Source organism: Marinomonas spartinae (assembly GCF_016461715.1).
In the GTDB taxonomy this organism is placed as follows: domain Bacteria; phylum Pseudomonadota; class Gammaproteobacteria; order Pseudomonadales; family Marinomonadaceae; genus Marinomonas; species Marinomonas spartinae_A.
The window spans coordinates 89,915-104,138 of the sequence record NZ_JAEMUI010000008.1; the positions used below are offsets into that span (position 1 = coordinate 89,915).

General features: G+C 44.1%; 18 protein-coding genes. 10 read left to right on the forward strand and 8 right to left on the reverse strand.

Translation table 11 applies throughout. The annotated features are described in order from the left end of the window. Positions 1-399 precede the first annotated feature (399 nt). On the reverse strand, positions 400-705 hold the full coding sequence (locus JHD45_RS09600) for an isoamylase early set domain-containing protein (RefSeq protein WP_199476297.1): 306 nt from the start codon (positions 703-705) through the stop codon (positions 400-402). Between the two features lie 333 nt (positions 706-1,038). On the opposite strand from JHD45_RS09600, the gene JHD45_RS09605 reads away from it, so the two are divergent. Then, on the forward strand, positions 1,039-1,182 hold the full coding sequence (locus tag JHD45_RS09605; RefSeq protein WP_199476298.1) for a hypothetical protein: 144 nt from the start codon (positions 1,039-1,041) through the stop codon (positions 1,180-1,182). A 25-nt stretch (positions 1,183-1,207) separates the two neighbouring features. Here the strand turns inward: JHD45_RS09605 and JHD45_RS09610 are convergent, their stop codons facing one another. The 5 genes from JHD45_RS09610 to JHD45_RS09630 all read right to left on the reverse strand — a co-directional run bounded on the left by JHD45_RS09610 (position 1,208) and on the right by JHD45_RS09630 (position 5,118). Next, the gene (locus JHD45_RS09610) at positions 1,208-2,920 is read right to left on the reverse strand and encodes a GNAT family N-acyltransferase (protein ID WP_199476299.1); all 1,713 of its coding nucleotides are present in this window, start codon (positions 2,918-2,920) and stop codon (positions 1,208-1,210) included. 231 nt (positions 2,921-3,151) lie between these two features. Beyond that, the gene (locus JHD45_RS09615; RefSeq protein WP_199476300.1) at positions 3,152-3,343 is read right to left on the reverse strand and encodes a hypothetical protein; all 192 of its coding nucleotides are present in this window, start codon (positions 3,341-3,343) and stop codon (positions 3,152-3,154) included. A 164-nt stretch (positions 3,344-3,507) separates the two neighbouring features. Next, positions 3,508-3,690, reverse strand: a complete 183-nt coding sequence (locus JHD45_RS09620) for a hypothetical protein (RefSeq protein WP_067018828.1) — start codon at positions 3,688-3,690, stop codon at positions 3,508-3,510. A 121-nt stretch (positions 3,691-3,811) separates the two neighbouring features. Then, on the reverse strand, positions 3,812-4,540 hold the full coding sequence (locus tag JHD45_RS09625; protein WP_199476301.1) for a ChrR family anti-sigma-E factor: 729 nt from the start codon (positions 4,538-4,540) through the stop codon (positions 3,812-3,814). Between the two features lie 2 nt (positions 4,541-4,542). Next, positions 4,543-5,118, reverse strand: coding sequence for a sigma-70 family RNA polymerase sigma factor (locus JHD45_RS09630; RefSeq protein WP_199476302.1), 576 nt, complete (start codon positions 5,116-5,118; stop codon positions 4,543-4,545). A 236-nt stretch (positions 5,119-5,354) separates the two neighbouring features. On the opposite strand from JHD45_RS09630, the gene JHD45_RS09635 reads away from it, so the two are divergent. From JHD45_RS09635 to JHD45_RS09675, 9 genes are all read left to right on the forward strand, one after another. Next, the gene (locus JHD45_RS09635) at positions 5,355-5,789 is read left to right on the forward strand and encodes a nuclear transport factor 2 family protein (protein ID WP_199476303.1); all 435 of its coding nucleotides are present in this window, start codon (positions 5,355-5,357) and stop codon (positions 5,787-5,789) included. A gap of 29 nt (positions 5,790-5,818) precedes the next feature. After that, on the forward strand, positions 5,819-6,559 hold the full coding sequence (locus JHD45_RS09640; RefSeq protein WP_199476304.1) for an SDR family NAD(P)-dependent oxidoreductase: 741 nt from the start codon (positions 5,819-5,821) through the stop codon (positions 6,557-6,559). A 48-nt stretch (positions 6,560-6,607) separates the two neighbouring features. After that, positions 6,608-7,861 carry an NAD(P)/FAD-dependent oxidoreductase gene (locus tag JHD45_RS09645; protein ID WP_199476305.1) on the forward strand — a complete coding sequence of 418 codons (1,254 nt, stop codon included), beginning with the start codon at positions 6,608-6,610 and terminating at the stop codon, positions 7,859-7,861. Next, positions 7,852-8,640: a DUF1365 domain-containing protein gene (locus JHD45_RS09650; RefSeq protein ID WP_199476306.1), complete on the forward strand. Its 789-nt coding sequence runs from the start codon at positions 7,852-7,854 to the stop codon at positions 8,638-8,640. Before JHD45_RS09645 ends, JHD45_RS09650 begins: the two co-directional genes overlap by 10 nt. 43 nt (positions 8,641-8,683) lie before the next feature. Then, a complete protein-coding gene (locus JHD45_RS09655) occupies positions 8,684-9,952 on the forward strand; it encodes an SAM-dependent methyltransferase (protein ID WP_199476307.1) in 1,269 nt (422 codons plus the stop codon). A 5-nt stretch (positions 9,953-9,957) separates the two neighbouring features. Beyond that, a complete protein-coding gene (locus tag JHD45_RS09660; protein ID WP_233407739.1) occupies positions 9,958-10,488 on the forward strand; it encodes a DUF2878 domain-containing protein in 531 nt (176 codons plus the stop codon). Continuing rightward, positions 10,481-11,239 carry a hypothetical protein gene (locus JHD45_RS09665; protein ID WP_199476308.1) on the forward strand — a complete coding sequence of 253 codons (759 nt, stop codon included), beginning with the start codon at positions 10,481-10,483 and terminating at the stop codon, positions 11,237-11,239. The genes JHD45_RS09660 and JHD45_RS09665 overlap by 8 nt, the downstream gene beginning before the upstream one ends. A gap of 59 nt (positions 11,240-11,298) precedes the next feature. Then, complete coding sequence (locus JHD45_RS09670) at positions 11,299-11,874, forward strand: DUF3833 domain-containing protein (RefSeq protein ID WP_199476309.1); 576 nt, start codon at positions 11,299-11,301, stop codon at positions 11,872-11,874. Between the two features lie 439 nt (positions 11,875-12,313). After that, positions 12,314-12,655 carry a DUF6164 family protein gene (locus JHD45_RS09675; protein WP_325097282.1) on the forward strand — a complete coding sequence of 114 codons (342 nt, stop codon included), beginning with the start codon at positions 12,314-12,316 and terminating at the stop codon, positions 12,653-12,655. A 60-nt stretch (positions 12,656-12,715) separates the two neighbouring features. On the opposite strand, the gene JHD45_RS09680 is transcribed toward JHD45_RS09675, so the two are convergent. After that, positions 12,716-13,132 (reverse strand): CBS domain-containing protein, encoded by a 417-nt coding sequence (locus JHD45_RS09680; protein WP_199476311.1) that lies wholly within the window; start codon positions 13,130-13,132, stop codon positions 12,716-12,718. A gap of 127 nt (positions 13,133-13,259) precedes the next feature. Then, entirely contained in the window at positions 13,260-14,210 is a 951-nt protein-coding gene (locus tag JHD45_RS09685) for a DMT family transporter (RefSeq protein WP_199476312.1), read from the reverse strand. Between the last annotated feature and the right edge of the window lie 14 nt (positions 14,211-14,224).

Consider the following 14,224-nt stretch of genomic DNA (forward strand, 5'->3'; position numbering starts at 1 on the left):
GGTAAACCTCTCTTTTCGTTTGGTTTATCGGAGAGACGAATGTCTACGGATGTGTTGGCTACGCCGAGAAAGGTCTTAAAAATTAAGCGTATTTTCTCGTATTTGTGGCTGAACACGTCGCTCTCTTTTCATATTAAGTTCTTTGTTTTTTACGCAAATAACCGCACGTCATGTTTTTATTAAACGCGCGTTTAATAAAAACAATTGTACACATTTTAGCTATAAATTGCAGCCCGTCTTTGTGAGAGACCATCAATTAAGAGAGGGGGAGAAGAAGATAAAAGGCACAAAAATAGCCACAAAAGATGAAGAAACATCTTTTTAAACAGTAAGATAGTGTTTTACGCCTTTCTTATTTTCGGAAATAGGAAAGGCATAAAAAATATTTATTTTGTCGGCCTACAGGCTAAGCACGCAATTGCTCTCTAGACTGACAGGGCTAGGCACATAATCGTCAGCCATGTCATCGTTAAGCCATTTTTCATCGTCGATGACATAGCGAAACTGATAGGCATTATTGACTTGTAAGTTCAGGGTAGAGGCAAATAGGCCTGATTTTTGTTTGCGCATCGGGTTCGCTTTGCTATCCCAATTATTGAAGTCACCGACTACTGAGACGGACTTCGCCTCACCTACTTTGTCTGCGGGAAGCGCAAATTTTACTTTACATTCTGGTTTTGTTTTTAAATAGGTTTTCTCAATCATTTCCAGCTCCTGTGTCCATTTTTGAAGTGACAGCTAAGGTATCGAACAGAATCTAGCAAGACCTGCGCCAGATAGTGTTTACTGCCAAGTTAAGAAATCAAGAAGTGAGAATCATGCCTTGAGCCTCACCATTATGCGTCACATCCCTAAGAGACCTTTGCTCAGCTGCTATGCGTGCGATCTCCTGCAAAGGTTCCCTATAGTTTATAAACAAATAACGCTTTTGCCATGACTTAGTGCATGGTAGTTTAAAAAATAAACAAATTAGGGCGTTTTTTCGACTACACTTACTATTGAAAAGTAAAAAACAAAAAGTATAAGAGGAGTCATATCATGAGCCCTGAAGCCGTTGTCCTCATTGTATTGGTCTTAATGTTGTTGGTCAAAATCACCTATAAGCTTGTGGTCAAACGTCATCATGAAGATGATAAACACGGTCATGGTCGACATCACCACCCTCATGGTCATCATCATTGATGTCTAGGGGTTAAGCAATTGTGTCTTAATCGCCTAAGTAGCGGTTACGCTTGGTTTCTTTGACTAGAGTAAGATCGACTAACACCAAACCATCAATGCAATAACCGAAGTCGGCATCTACGCCAAAGTCTAAGAAGCGAACGCCACCGGGTTCACACAGTTCCGAATATTGCTTGAACAAAGTTGGAACGCTGGCACCCAAATGACCCAATTGCTCTTTTAGTGTGCGAAAATCTTCTTCATAACGCTCGCCTTTTAATAGGCCTGAGATGATGTCTTGGTGCTCTTGGGAAACTTGATAGGGGTTAAAAGAGCGGGCCAAGTATTCTGTGTCAGGAAAATACTTTTTATAAAAACTGACAATCAAATCTTTCGCGATTTGCGGATAGCTGTTGCTTAAGCTTACTGGGCCAAACATATAACGAATTTCTGGATGACGCTTTAAGTAGGCCCCAATGCCATACCATAAGTAATCTAGGCTGCGCATGCCCCAGTATTTAGGTTGCACAAAGCTTCTGCCCAGTTCAATTCCCTGTTCAAAATAGGGTTCCATATCACAGGAGTAAGAGAAGAGTTCGGCACTGTAAATACGGTTTTGATTGTCTTCTTTCATGTAGCGAGCCACTTCGCCAATACGATAGGCCCCAACAATTTCGAGTGCTTCCTCATCCCATAAAACAAGGTGGCGGTAGTATTGATCATACTTATCCAAATCTGAACGTTCACCGGTGCCTTCTCCGACCTTGCGAAACGCGATTTCACGTAAGCGGCCGATTTCTTTCATGGTGACGGACATCGGGTCGTAATCCACTAAGAAGATTTGTTTATTGTCCTTGGTTGAACCCAAATGTTCCGCTTTTTTCAATTCGGTTTTGATTAACTGGCGATTTTGTGGATGTTCAACCGTCTTTTCTGTTTTTAATAGGGGCTTTTTGCCTTTGGCAATACGGTACAAATGGCGTTTGACCAGTTTATTCTTCTCTTTATCACTCAGTGGCAGCTTGGATAACTCTTGAATAGGGATTGCCTGACCCACTTGCATTGGAATCTTACGATTGCGTTGACGAAACATTTCATTGGGTAATTGAATCGTAGACAGGGGACGATACAAAATAGAGCTGGTGTAAAACATCATGGAATTACGGCCGCCAATGTGCACGGGTAAAATTGGGCTGTTGGTCTTTTTCGCGAGTTTTAAGTAGTTCTCATTCCAGCGCTGGTCTTTTACGCCACTGGGGGAGATACGAGAGACTTCACCTGCTGGAAAAATAATCACAGCTTCATCATTATGTAGACTGTTCATGATGGCTTTTAGTTGCTGACGTCCTGTTTTACCGCCCATATTATCCACCGGTAACACTAAACTTTTTAAACCGTCTAGACTCATCAATAAATCATTGGCGACGATTTTCACATCAGGGCGAATTTCCCCAATCAAACGTAATAAAGCCAGACCATCCAAGGCGCCAAGAGGGTGATTGGCGATGATCATGACGCGCCCAATAGCGGGAATATTACGACGATCCACCTGGCTGACTTGATAGCTAAAATTGAAGTGATCCAAGACGCGATCAATAAATTCGAAACCAACAGAGTCTTTATTTTTTTCTAAAAACTGATTCACTTCATTTTCATGGAATAAGCGTTTTAAAAAGCTCAAAGTAGGACGAGTGATTAGTGGGCTTTTATCAAAAAATTGTGGCGATTTATTGGCAATCAATTGCTCGACTTCTATCACAGTGTTGCTCCGTTCAAACAGGATTTTTGGAGGATACTATTGAGCATAGATTAGTCAGGTGACAGTAATATGACAAAACAATCGATAGGCCGCTATCGACAGATCGTTAACGAGTATTGAGTCGTTCTTTTAAGGTATCAGTCTAGAAAGGGGAAGCCTGTGGCTGAACCAAAGGGTGTCGCGAGGCTAAAAAGGTGATGGAAGAAGAGCTATTAGCCCGTTAACGAAGGGCTACTCTGGCGTTGTATCCGGCTTGAAACGGTAGAAATAGTTCCATAGACAGTAGCCAGTAAAGCCTAACGCGATCACGCCCCAAAATGAATTGCCGCTAGACCATTCCATGTATGTCCAGCCCAGAGCTACTAGGGTTGCTGCGATACGGCGCCATAGTGGGCGCATAAAATTGTATTCAGATGTGTTCACTATCGAGACTCCTTTATCTATCGACACAGAAAGGCGTTTATTTCAACGGACTGTAGATGAAAGGACAGTCGTGCCTAGCAACGAATAGTAGCCGATTCTAGGGAGAAACAACATGGGAAGATAATCTTGAAAAAACGCTGGTAAAACAAAGAAAAACGAAAAGCTTATTGGCTTTTCGCTTTGCTGTTACCAAGGGAGATATGGCGAGGGCCCGTTAGTTGAGATTGACCACTGACACCAGAGTCAATTTTGTTAATTTGTCCACCACGAGCAAGAAATTCTTGCATTTGCTTTTCAATGGATTCCGAGGTTTCCGATGCAGCGGGTTGCTTCTTTTTCGTCGCCATAGTGCTAATCCTTATATGAGTTGAGCAAAGAGTATACCATATTTAAAAAACGAAATCTTGCTATGGTCTAACGTCGGAAAACGTGTCGTCATTTTATGGCTTCGGTTTTTGCCTACTTCAGTCAGTGGTTTGAATGAGGATGATAGCGCCGCATAATCGGATTGAATAAGCGTGTCAGCCAGCCAGTAAACTCAATGGGAGAATCCAATACCGTGAGACAAATGCATTCGGCATCTTTAGTGACCATGGGTTTGTGTTTGTGACTGGCATCTCGGGTAATAAAGTCCCCCCGACGATAGATGCCACTTTTATCAGAAAAGGCTCCTTCCAATACCAGCGTGATTTCATCACCAGTGTGAGTATGAGTTGGAATGCTAGCGCCAGCTTTGATTCGAGTTAACGCGACCTGTGCACCACCTTCTTCTTGGCATAAGGTAGCGATTTTGACCGAAGGAGATAACGACATCCACTTGAGTTTGTCATAGCCAAAGGGAACAAACTGGCGAAGGCTTTTCGGGACTTGATAATCTTGCTCCCATGAGGGGAGTGTTGCTTCGCTCGGCGTTTGGTCTGTCGCCCCTTGCTCTTTTACTGGTGAGCTTATGCCCTCAGAACGGTCTAGTTCACGCAGTTTGTCAAAAAATGACGCTTTCAGATCGACGATATTGGCGTCTTCTGTGGCCGTTTGAGTAAATAATTGCGCACCAAGCGTGGTCAGCTTGCGTATTTGTTGTTGGCACTCTTGGCATTGCTCGATATGCGTTGCAATGGACATAGAGTGTGTCAGGCTCAACGAGCCAGCGGCATAATCCGTCAGCATTTCAATGCTTGGGTGGTAGTGAATCGTCATAACTACCTCTTAATATAAATCGTCAGTTTGTGAAGCGCTAAGCGTACACGAGATTTAATGGTGCCTAGAGGCAGGGAAAGTTCTTCCGCCGCTTCTTTGTGCGTTTTACCTTCTAAATACACTTTAGCGAGTACCTGTTGTTGATCCTGTGGCAATTTTGCTAGTCCAACCTGGATGCGTTCTTGATCGCGTTTTTGTTGGGCGTCTTTGAATGGGTCTGCATTCTCATCGACTACATCGCGCCACAGATATTCCGGGTCAATATCCGATTGGTGGCGGCTGTTTTTACGTAAATAGTCAATACGGGCATTACGTGCCAAAGTGAAAACCCATGTATTGAGTGATGCCGTTTCTGACTTATAAGTATGTGCTTTTCGCCAAATCCGAATCATCACTTCCTGTGCTATGTCATCAGCCATCAGGTTGGCACCGGGTTGAGCGGCTAAACAAAATGCCCTGATTTTGGGAACATAATGATCGAACAGTCGATTCAGCGCGTCTTGATCGCGACTTTGCGCAATAGCGAGCATGTCTTGAACCAAGTGGTCATCAGAGTCAATCTGCTTGACAGTGTTCATTTATTACTCCCACTCTATTGAAATTCCGGTTGATGCCGATGGCAGACCATGCATCGAACCTCTTATTATCATTGTACGCACTCCTTTTAAAAAGGGATCACATTGTTGAGACTTTTTCTCTGTGTTGTCCCATCTAAATAAAGTGATCCAGCCTTTTATCCGCTACGTTTATAGAGAACACCGTAATGATACGGCTAACTGTACAGACCGATTAACAAACAAGGGCGGATGCTCCAATGGAATCTCAACAGGCGTTAATGAATCGATTTAAGGCATTTTATGTGGATATTAAACAGGTTCCTTTGGCGGATATCGGCGAGTTGTACGCCAATGATGTGATTTTTAAAGATCCGGTACAAGAGGTTCGTGGTATCGAGAAGTTGTATGCCTACATGTCTGATTTATGCTTGAGTGTTAAAAGTGGTCGTTTTGAGTATCTAGATCAACAAGTTAGTGAAAATAAGGCCTACATAAAATGGAATATGCACTTTAAGCATCCTAAACTTGGGAATCAGACGCTCACGGTACGAGGTATGAGTCAGATCGAGTTCAATGACCGTATTTATTACCATGAAGACGTTTATGACCTAGGCTCTATGTTGTACGAGCACATTCCCTTATTAGGGCGTGCGGTAAAAGGACTTAAAAAACGCTTAGCGATGCCATCCTAAACGTTAACTCGGAGAATAAGGAGGATAGGATGAGTAGCAAAGGTGTGGTTTGGATTACCGGGGCGAGTTCCGGTATTGGTTTATCCTTGGCAAAGCGCTATCTCTATAATGGCTTTCGAGTGATTGTTAGCGCTCGCCATCAAGGCGAGCTTGCCCCCTTAATTGAACAAAATGATGCGTTAATTTTTGTCCCGTTTGATGTGTCTGATAACACACAGATCGAGTCTGTTCGTGAAACACTGTTGTCTCATACTGATCACCTAGATTGTGCCATTCTTAACGCAGGCACCTGCGAATATTTTGAAATTGATTCGCCAGACTGGGACATGATGCAGCGGATTATGTCAGTGAACTATCTGGGTTTGGTGCATTGTGTTGAAGCCTGTTTGCCATTATTACGCAAGGCAGCAAAGCCTCATCTTGTGGGAGTCAGTTCCCAAGCGGTACAAGCGGCGTTTACTAAAACTCAGGCCTATGGTGCCAGCAAAGCGGCTATTCGCTATTTTTTATCGTCGTTACGTATCGATTTGAAAAAAGAAAATATCGACGTAACTTGCATTTTACCCGGCTTCGTCGATACCCCTTTAACGCAAAAAAACACCTTTCCAATGCCGTTTTTGATGCCAGCAGAGCAAGCGGCCGCTCGCATTGAACGTGCCATAGAACGACGTCCATACGAATATGCGTTTCCTAAACGTTTAAGTGTCATGCTTTGGCTTGCACGACACTTCCCCAAACTTTGGTCGGCGTTAACGGCCCCAAAAGAATAATGATTGATTGCATTTCCACTGACGGGAAAGTGTATGAGGAGTGAATGAGTGAAAATTGCCATAATTGGTTCGGGGATATCGGGTTTAACCAGTGCTTACTTACTACAGCAAGAGCACGAGGTGACCGTATTTGAGTCGGCAGAGCGTATTGGTGGCCATACCGCAACCGTTCAGGTGAAAGAGGGCAATACAACACGGAATATCGACACGGGCTTTATCGTCTTTAATGACTGGACCTATCCAAATTTTATTCGTTTGATGGATGAGTTAGGGGTCGAGTCCATTCCCACTGAAATGAGCTTTAGCGTGAGTTGTCAAAGAACCGGATTGGAATACGGCGGAAATAACCTCAATACTCTGTTTGCTCAGCGTCGTAATCTTTTTAATTTGCCCTATTTGGGGATGCTAAAAGACATCATGCGTTTTAATAAGGAAGCCATTGCCGATCTGGAAAGTCATCGTTTAGCAGAAAGTGTGACGTTAGGGGAGTATCTGAAGGAAAAGGGCTATGGCGACCTGTTTGCCAGCCATTATTTGATTCCCATGGGGAGTGCGATTTGGTCGTCTACCTTAGAGGAAATGATGGATTTCCCGCTGTTATTCTTTGTTCGTTTTTTTAAAAATCATGGATTATTGAGTGTCAATCATCGCCCTCAATGGCGAGTGATCAAGGGGGGCTCTTCGGCTTATCTAACCCCCTTAGTGGCGGCCTTTAACGATAAGATTGTTCTCAATGCTGGGGTTCGCCAAGTTGAACGCTTTGCAGACAGAGTGGTTGTGCACTTTGAACAGGGCGAGGCGCAAACCTTTGATCAAATGATTTTCGCTTGTCACAGTGATGAGGCCTTGGCTTTATTGGTGGACCCAAGCCAAGATGAAGCGGCCATCTTATCGGCCATCCCATATCGAAATAATGAAGTGATATTGCACTCTGATACGACGTTATTGCCTAAGAAAAAGCTGGCATGGTCCAGTTGGAACTACTACTTAGGTCACGAGCAAGGCAAACCTGCAACATTAAGCTACAACATGAATATATTGCAGCGCTTTACCAGTGATACCACTTACATTGTGAGTTTAAATCAAACCGACCTGATCGATGCCAGTAAAATTTTAGGACGCTTTCATTACGCGCATCCCACTTTCACCTTAGAAGGTATTAAAGCTCAAAACCGCTGGCAAGAAATCAACGGTGTCAATCGCACTTGGTTTTGTGGTGCCTATTGGCGCAATGGTTTCCACGAAGACGGATGTTGGAGTGGGGTTCGCGTTGCGCAAGGCTTGGGGGTTGAATGGACGTAACCTCACTTATTCAACACAGTGGCATTTATCAAGGGATGGTGCGTCATCGTCGCTTCGCTCCCCGCCATCATGAATTTCGTTATCAAGTGTTCATGATGTACCTAGATCTGGATGAGTTAGACAGTGTGCTGTCATTAAGCCCTTGGTGGTCTGCGAAACCTTGGCATTTGGCGCGTTTTAACCGTGCCGATTATTTTGGTGATGCGCAAAGACCACTGAAAACCTGTGTGTTAGAGAAAGTGAATGAGACGCTAGGGACGAGCTTACAGGGCGCGGTGCGCATGCTCACCAACTGCCGCTATTTCGGGTTCATTATTAACCCCATCACTATCTACTACTGCTTTGATGAATATGAGCAATTAAATGCCATGTTGGTAGAAGTGACGAATACGCCTTGGGGAGAACGTATCGCGTATGTCTTATCTTGTGATCCGAGTCGCAATACGCAACGTATCCAATTTAACAAGCAGATGCATGTGTCGCCATTTCATCCGATGAATCATTTCTATGATTGGCGTAGCTCGACCCCCGATAAAAAATTGGCGATCCACATGCAAAATAAAGAACAAAACGAAAATCAGCGCTGTGTGTTTGATGCGACTTTATCGTTAAAACGCATCCCTGTGACAAGCTCATCATTGGCTCGAGTGTTGTTTCACTACCCCATGATGACGATGAAGGTTGCGGCGGGCATTTATTGGCAAGCCGCTAAACTATGGTGGAAACGGGTGCCTTTTTACTCCCATCCAGACGCTCCGTCGGAGAAGGCTCCGAAATAGAAACGCCCAGCAAAGAAATGGCATTTAACAAGAGGCATGGTGAATGAGTACAGTGAGTATGAGTAACCAAAAAGTAAAGCGTCGTCCTACTTGGTTTGACGGTATTGCAAAACGCATGGTGTTTGCCATGTTAAATAAATTGGAGGTCGGCCATTTAACGCTTGAAGATGAAGGCGAGGTGTATGAATTTGGGCAAACAAAGGACAACGCCGATTACATTGCCCATATAAAAGTACATGATAACGGTGCATATCGTGATATTTGCTTAAACAGTAGCATTGGCTCAGGTGAAGCCTATATGAAAGGCTGGTGGAGCAGCCCTGATATTGTGAGCGTGATTCGCTTGATGGTCGCGAACTTAAGCTTGATCAATAAAATGGACGCTAAGAGACCTATTTGGAGCCGACTTGCCGCTAAAATCGCCCATAAACTTAATGCCAATACCCGACGCGGCTCGAAGAAAAATATTTCTGCCCATTATGACCTTGGCAATGATTTTTTCTCCTTATTTTTAGATCCTACCATGATGTATTCGGCTGCTGTTTATCCAGATCGTAACGCCTCGTTGGAGGACGCTGCCACGCACAAGCTGGATCGGATTTGTCAGAAACTGCATTTGAGTGAGCAAGACCATCTGTTAGAAATTGGTACTGGCTGGGGAGGCATGGCGATTCATGCTGCCAAATATTATGGCTGTAACGTGACCACCACAACTATTTCCCAAGAACAGTATGATTTTGCTAAAGCACGAGTCGAAGCGGAAGGTTTAAGCGGTCAGATTACCTTATTGCTAAAAGACTACCGTGAACTCACTGGTCAATACGATAAGCTGGTTTCCATTGAAATGATTGAAGCCGTTGGTCACGAATATTACGACAGCTATTTCACCAAGTGCAGTGATTTATTAAAGCCGAACGGTGTGATGGTGATTCAGGCAATTACTATTGCTGATCAGCGCTATGACTACGCGCGCCGTTCTGTGGATTTCATTCAGCGGTATATTTTCCCCGGTGGTTGTTTGCCTTCTAATCAAGTTATTGCTCATAAAATTGCGCAAAAGACCGATATGCAAATTATCGCTCTAGAGGACATTACAGAGCATTACGCGAAAACCTTGGCCGATTGGCGTGAGCGCTTCCACGCCGCTCGAAGAGAGGTAATGGATATGGGGTTTGATGACGTTTTTTTCCGTATGTGGGACTTTTACTTTGCCTATTGTGAAGGCGGGTTTAAAGAAAGGGCCATTAGTACGGGGCAGTTTGTTTTTGCCAAACCAAACTACCGTTTTGCGTTGGCAAATACCGGCCAATAGAGGGCATGATGAAAACCCTATTGCAAGCCATTTTGTTTCAAGCGACTTGGTTCGCTTGTGTGCTTGGTGGCAGTGTTTATGGGGGATTAGCGACTTTATTGTATTTATTTTTACATGATCATTACTTTTTAAAGAAACGTAAAGAATGGCAATTGATGCTATTGTTTTTCACCCTGGGTGTCATTGTCGACGGCTTGTTTTTCCACTTCCATGTCTTTTTATCCGCTCATAAAGAGACCGAGTTAGCGGTGCTTCCACCGCTATGGCTATTATGTTTGTGGATTTGTGTGGCGACCTTGTTTGCTCATAGCTTGTCTTTTTTACAGGGGCGATATTGGTTGAGCGCTGGCTTGGGCTTTGTTGGGCCGGTATTGAGCTACCTAACAGGATCGAATATGTCTGATATTGAATTAGCAAAGCCTTTGTGGATAACGCTGGTCAGCATAGGTGCTGTGTGGTCGCTTATTTTGCCGTTGGGTGTCTTTTTGTGTGATCAATGGGGATTATATTCTAATGAAGGTCGTATTCATGATTAGGTTATACGCTGGTCGTTTTCGGTTTGTTATTGCCCTTTTGTTAGGGTTGGCAGGTAGTCAGTGGGTATTGGCGGATGCATCTGTGGATCGAGTGGTAGGTAAAGCCTATGACCTCAAAACAGGAGCATTGTTGTATCGTGAAACCCATACCCTGAACAATGAAATTCAGAATGTGGAATATTCCGAGCCGGATGGTCAAGTATTCGGCCATAAAAAGATTGACTATAGTCAGTCGAAAACGGCGCCTAGTTATACTCAAGTGAATGAGCGTAATGGCGAGGTTGTAAAAGTGGTCTCTACTCCACAAACGATCACCATTTCATATAAAAAGAACCGTGAGTCACAACCTGAAGTGGCTACCTTACAATTTGAACAGGGTGTGCTAGTCGACGCTGGCTTTAATAATTTCATCAAAGAATACTGGCAGGCACTAAATAACGGCACCAAGATGGATGTGAAATTCGTTGTGCCAAGCCGGCAGACGGAAATTGGCTTCGTCATTGCTCGCAGCCAGTGTAAACCTGGGACGCAAAAAGGCGCCGAGTGCTTTTCTATGACGCCTCGGGCTTGGTGGGTAAAACTGTTAGTCGACCCCATTGTCGTTGCCTATGACCCCAGCGATAAACGTTTATTGCGTTACACAGGGCGTGGCAACGTGGCAAACAGAAATGGTGACTACCCAGATGTGGATATCCAATATCAGTACCTAAAAACCCCTGTTAAAGACAGTGATCAAAACGTCACCTATTAGGTAGGAGTCGAAGTAGGAGTCGAAGGTGAACATTCAACTTACCCAGCAAGGAGAGAGACATGGTGCAAGTTATTGCCAGAACGTTAATAAACAAAAAATGGCGAGTTTGCTTTTGGCTATTGGCTTTAGGGATGTTGAATGCTTGCTCAAGCCCAAATGTAGCGCTTTATGCGAAAAATAAACCAGAATTCAAATTACAACAGTTCTTTAATGGGCCCTTAACGGCCCATGGCATTGTAAAAAATCGCAGTGGTGAGGTGATCCGTTACTTTAATGCGGATCTTGTTGGCTCATGGAACAATGGCGTGGGGACGTTAAAGGAGCATTTCCTTTTTAATGATGGGGAAAAACAGCAACGCACTTGGACGCTCACTCCCACAAAAAATGGTAAATATGAATCGTCGGCCGGTGATGTTGTTGGGAAAGGGTCGTTAAACATGGCTGGCAATGCGCTCTTTATGAAATACGTTCTGCAAGTGCCCTATGATGGTGATGTGATCAATGTCAATGTGGATGATCGCATGTATATGGTGAATCCAAACGTGGTGATCAACGAATCCGTGTTGAGTAAGTTTGGCTTTGATGTTGGTTATCTTACCCTAGTGATTGAGAAAAGAGCGTCACCGGAATCCTAGAGTGAATAACTGATTTATTAAAAATTTACTATTGGTTTTATAATATTAATCTATTTTTTCTTTTATTGTGCGGGCGCTATAGTTAACTTAGCACTCAAGGAAGAGTGTAAGTGATTACCAACAATTATCACTGGCGGTTTGATGATAGCTAATTTTGCATTCAGCTTCATTCGCACAATCTAAGAAAATGGATGTCGTCAAAACAAAGTGGCACGATGGTTTGTTTTGACGTTAGTTATTGGAAAGCCTTGCAATGTATAATAAAAGGCCACCTCTAGGGTTATAATGCTCTCTTAAAGAAAGTATTACTCCCTTTAGGTGGCTTTTTATTGGCACGCTACTGCTTAAAATTGTATTTGCCTCCGCCTTCTCTTATCCTTGCTGCGTTGTATCCTATGTTTCTCTTTTTTCTGATGAAAGGCGTGTAATGGCCACTCTTGTGTTTCGACTTAAATTTGTGCCTGAAGAGGAGGCGGATGATATCCGTCAACTGCTAGCAGAGCACGACATTCCATTTTATGAAACCTCTGCAGGACGCTGGCAGATCTCTTTAGCAGGAATATGGGTGAGAGATAAGGAACAAGCACAGAAAGCCTTGGTGCTGATACGAGAAGATCAGATCAAGCGCATGAGTAATCGACCACCACCAACTATGTGGGATTGGATTCTGGGTTATTGTCAGCATGCTCGACAAAACCCTGCGGAAAGTATCTTTACCTTTATTAGTGTGATTTTGGTGCTTGCGTTGACGATCTTACCTTTTTGGGCGTTACTCAAATAATCGTTTAAGAGCCTTTATCGCCCTTTCATGTGTTGTGAGTGTGCGACTTATCTGAGCCATTTAGACAGGCACACATTTTTCCTGACTGTGTATCAGTGCTTTGGTGACTTGTCGACGGGTTATGATGCCGATTAAGCGATTATCTTCTATTACTGGGTAAATTTTTGGTTTGGCTTCAACCATCAATTTTGCCACTTGTAATACATGATCGTTCGGGTTGACCGTCAGTACCTCACTTTGCATGACATCGCCCACTCGCCTTGGTTCGTCGCAATAGTAGGCGCTTTGCACTAGGGAAGGAAGCATGTCCTGCTCCGAGACGAAACCGATCAATTGCCCATAGTTATCGGCCACAGGAGCCCCAGATAACTTATGTTGAGCCAATCCTAATACACACTGCGTGATGCTGGTTTCTGGATGCACAAAAAACGCACCTCGCGACATCACATCTTTGACTAGCAGCGTTTTCTCCTTCATACGATTCTCCTTGCGACTCAGCACAAAACGATTTTGTTGCTCCTTTCAGTCTAGTGGTGAATGCTTTATCCCGCTCTGTTCATCGTGATAAAAATTGTTGTTTTTCTTTAACATTTTGTTGTCTTTGTTAACTGGTGATGAGTGTGCGTTTGCGTCGTGCCATGGACACGCTTAAAAACTGTACACTGATGGCGCTGGCCACGACCATCAACATCCCAAATAAGCTCAGTGCATCTGCATGAGATGAGGTGATAAGTGAAGGCCACCAGCCGAATAACACACACAATTCGGTTAATACAAACGCCGTAACAGGGGTGAGGGCGATGGCGGCGCTTACCTGTACCGTTTGCCAGTAGCGTAATGCCTGGGCGAATGCGCCATAGGCAATCAAGGTGTTGAGACAGCAAAATCCTGTTACCAGCCAATCGCTTAGCGAAATGCCAGAGAACTGGCTTGGGGAAGTAAAGGGCAACATCACAATGGCAGCATAGACATAGACCCCCAATAGAATATTGGAAGGCGATAAGCGGTTAAATAACGATTTTTGGAGCAAGGCGTAGATGGACCAAGCCATGGCGGAGACCTGTATGATGGCAAAGCCTATCCAAATGGTATCGGCCTGCTGTGTACCAAAAACAGGATGGAAGAAGGTCAGCATGCCGATGCCCAAGGTAAGAAAACACAACCACTGTAACCCACTGACTTTTTCTTTGAGAAAGAAAAGACCGCCCAGTGCGAGAAACAAGGGAGCAAACTGAAAACTCAATTGTGCCGAACCTGGCAGTAAATACCGTAAGCTCCAAGCAAAGCTGGTGTAATTGACAATCAAAAAACTGCCAGTGGCGATGAGTCTGCCGTAATCGCGGCGTGTTAAGTGGCGAAACTCAGACAGTTTACCTCGTTGCCATTGCCACAAGCCAAGAACAACGCCCGCCACGCAAAAACGTAGCCAAGTCAAGGTAATGGGATCAGCAAATCCCGAGGTGAGCTTAAGTGCAATCGCCAGCATGCCCCAAAATAGAACGGTAATAACGCTGAAAAAAAGTCCATATAAAAAAAGCTGTTTTGGCGTTTGCATTGGGGATTCCTGGT

Coding starts and splice junctions, on each gene's coding strand:
- JHD45_RS09600 (WP_199476297.1), bottom strand. CDS start 705: ATGATTGAGAAAACCTATTTAAAAACAAAACCAGAATGTAAAGTAAAA.
- JHD45_RS09605 (WP_199476298.1), top strand. CDS start 1,039: ATGAGCCCTGAAGCCGTTGTCCTCATTGTATTGGTCTTAATGTTGTTG.
- JHD45_RS09620 (WP_067018828.1), bottom strand. CDS start 3,690: ATGGCGACGAAAAAGAAGCAACCCGCTGCATCGGAAACCTCGGAATCC.
- JHD45_RS09625 (WP_199476301.1), bottom strand. CDS start 4,540: ATGACGATTCACTACCACCCAAGCATTGAAATGCTGACGGATTATGCC.
- JHD45_RS09630 (WP_199476302.1), bottom strand. CDS start 5,118: ATGAACACTGTCAAGCAGATTGACTCTGATGACCACTTGGTTCAAGAC.
- JHD45_RS09635 (WP_199476303.1), top strand. CDS start 5,355: ATGGAATCTCAACAGGCGTTAATGAATCGATTTAAGGCATTTTATGTG.
- JHD45_RS09640 (WP_199476304.1), top strand. CDS start 5,819: ATGAGTAGCAAAGGTGTGGTTTGGATTACCGGGGCGAGTTCCGGTATT.
- JHD45_RS09650 (WP_199476306.1), top strand. CDS start 7,852: ATGGACGTAACCTCACTTATTCAACACAGTGGCATTTATCAAGGGATG.
- JHD45_RS09655 (WP_199476307.1), top strand. CDS start 8,684: ATGAGTACAGTGAGTATGAGTAACCAAAAAGTAAAGCGTCGTCCTACT.
- JHD45_RS09660 (WP_233407739.1), top strand. CDS start 9,958: ATGATGAAAACCCTATTGCAAGCCATTTTGTTTCAAGCGACTTGGTTC.
- JHD45_RS09665 (WP_199476308.1), top strand. CDS start 10,481: ATGATTAGGTTATACGCTGGTCGTTTTCGGTTTGTTATTGCCCTTTTG.
- JHD45_RS09670 (WP_199476309.1), top strand. CDS start 11,299: ATGGTGCAAGTTATTGCCAGAACGTTAATAAACAAAAAATGGCGAGTT.
- JHD45_RS09680 (WP_199476311.1), bottom strand. CDS start 13,132: ATGAAGGAGAAAACGCTGCTAGTCAAAGATGTGATGTCGCGAGGTGCG.
- JHD45_RS09685 (WP_199476312.1), bottom strand. CDS start 14,210: ATGCAAACGCCAAAACAGCTTTTTTTATATGGACTTTTTTTCAGCGTT.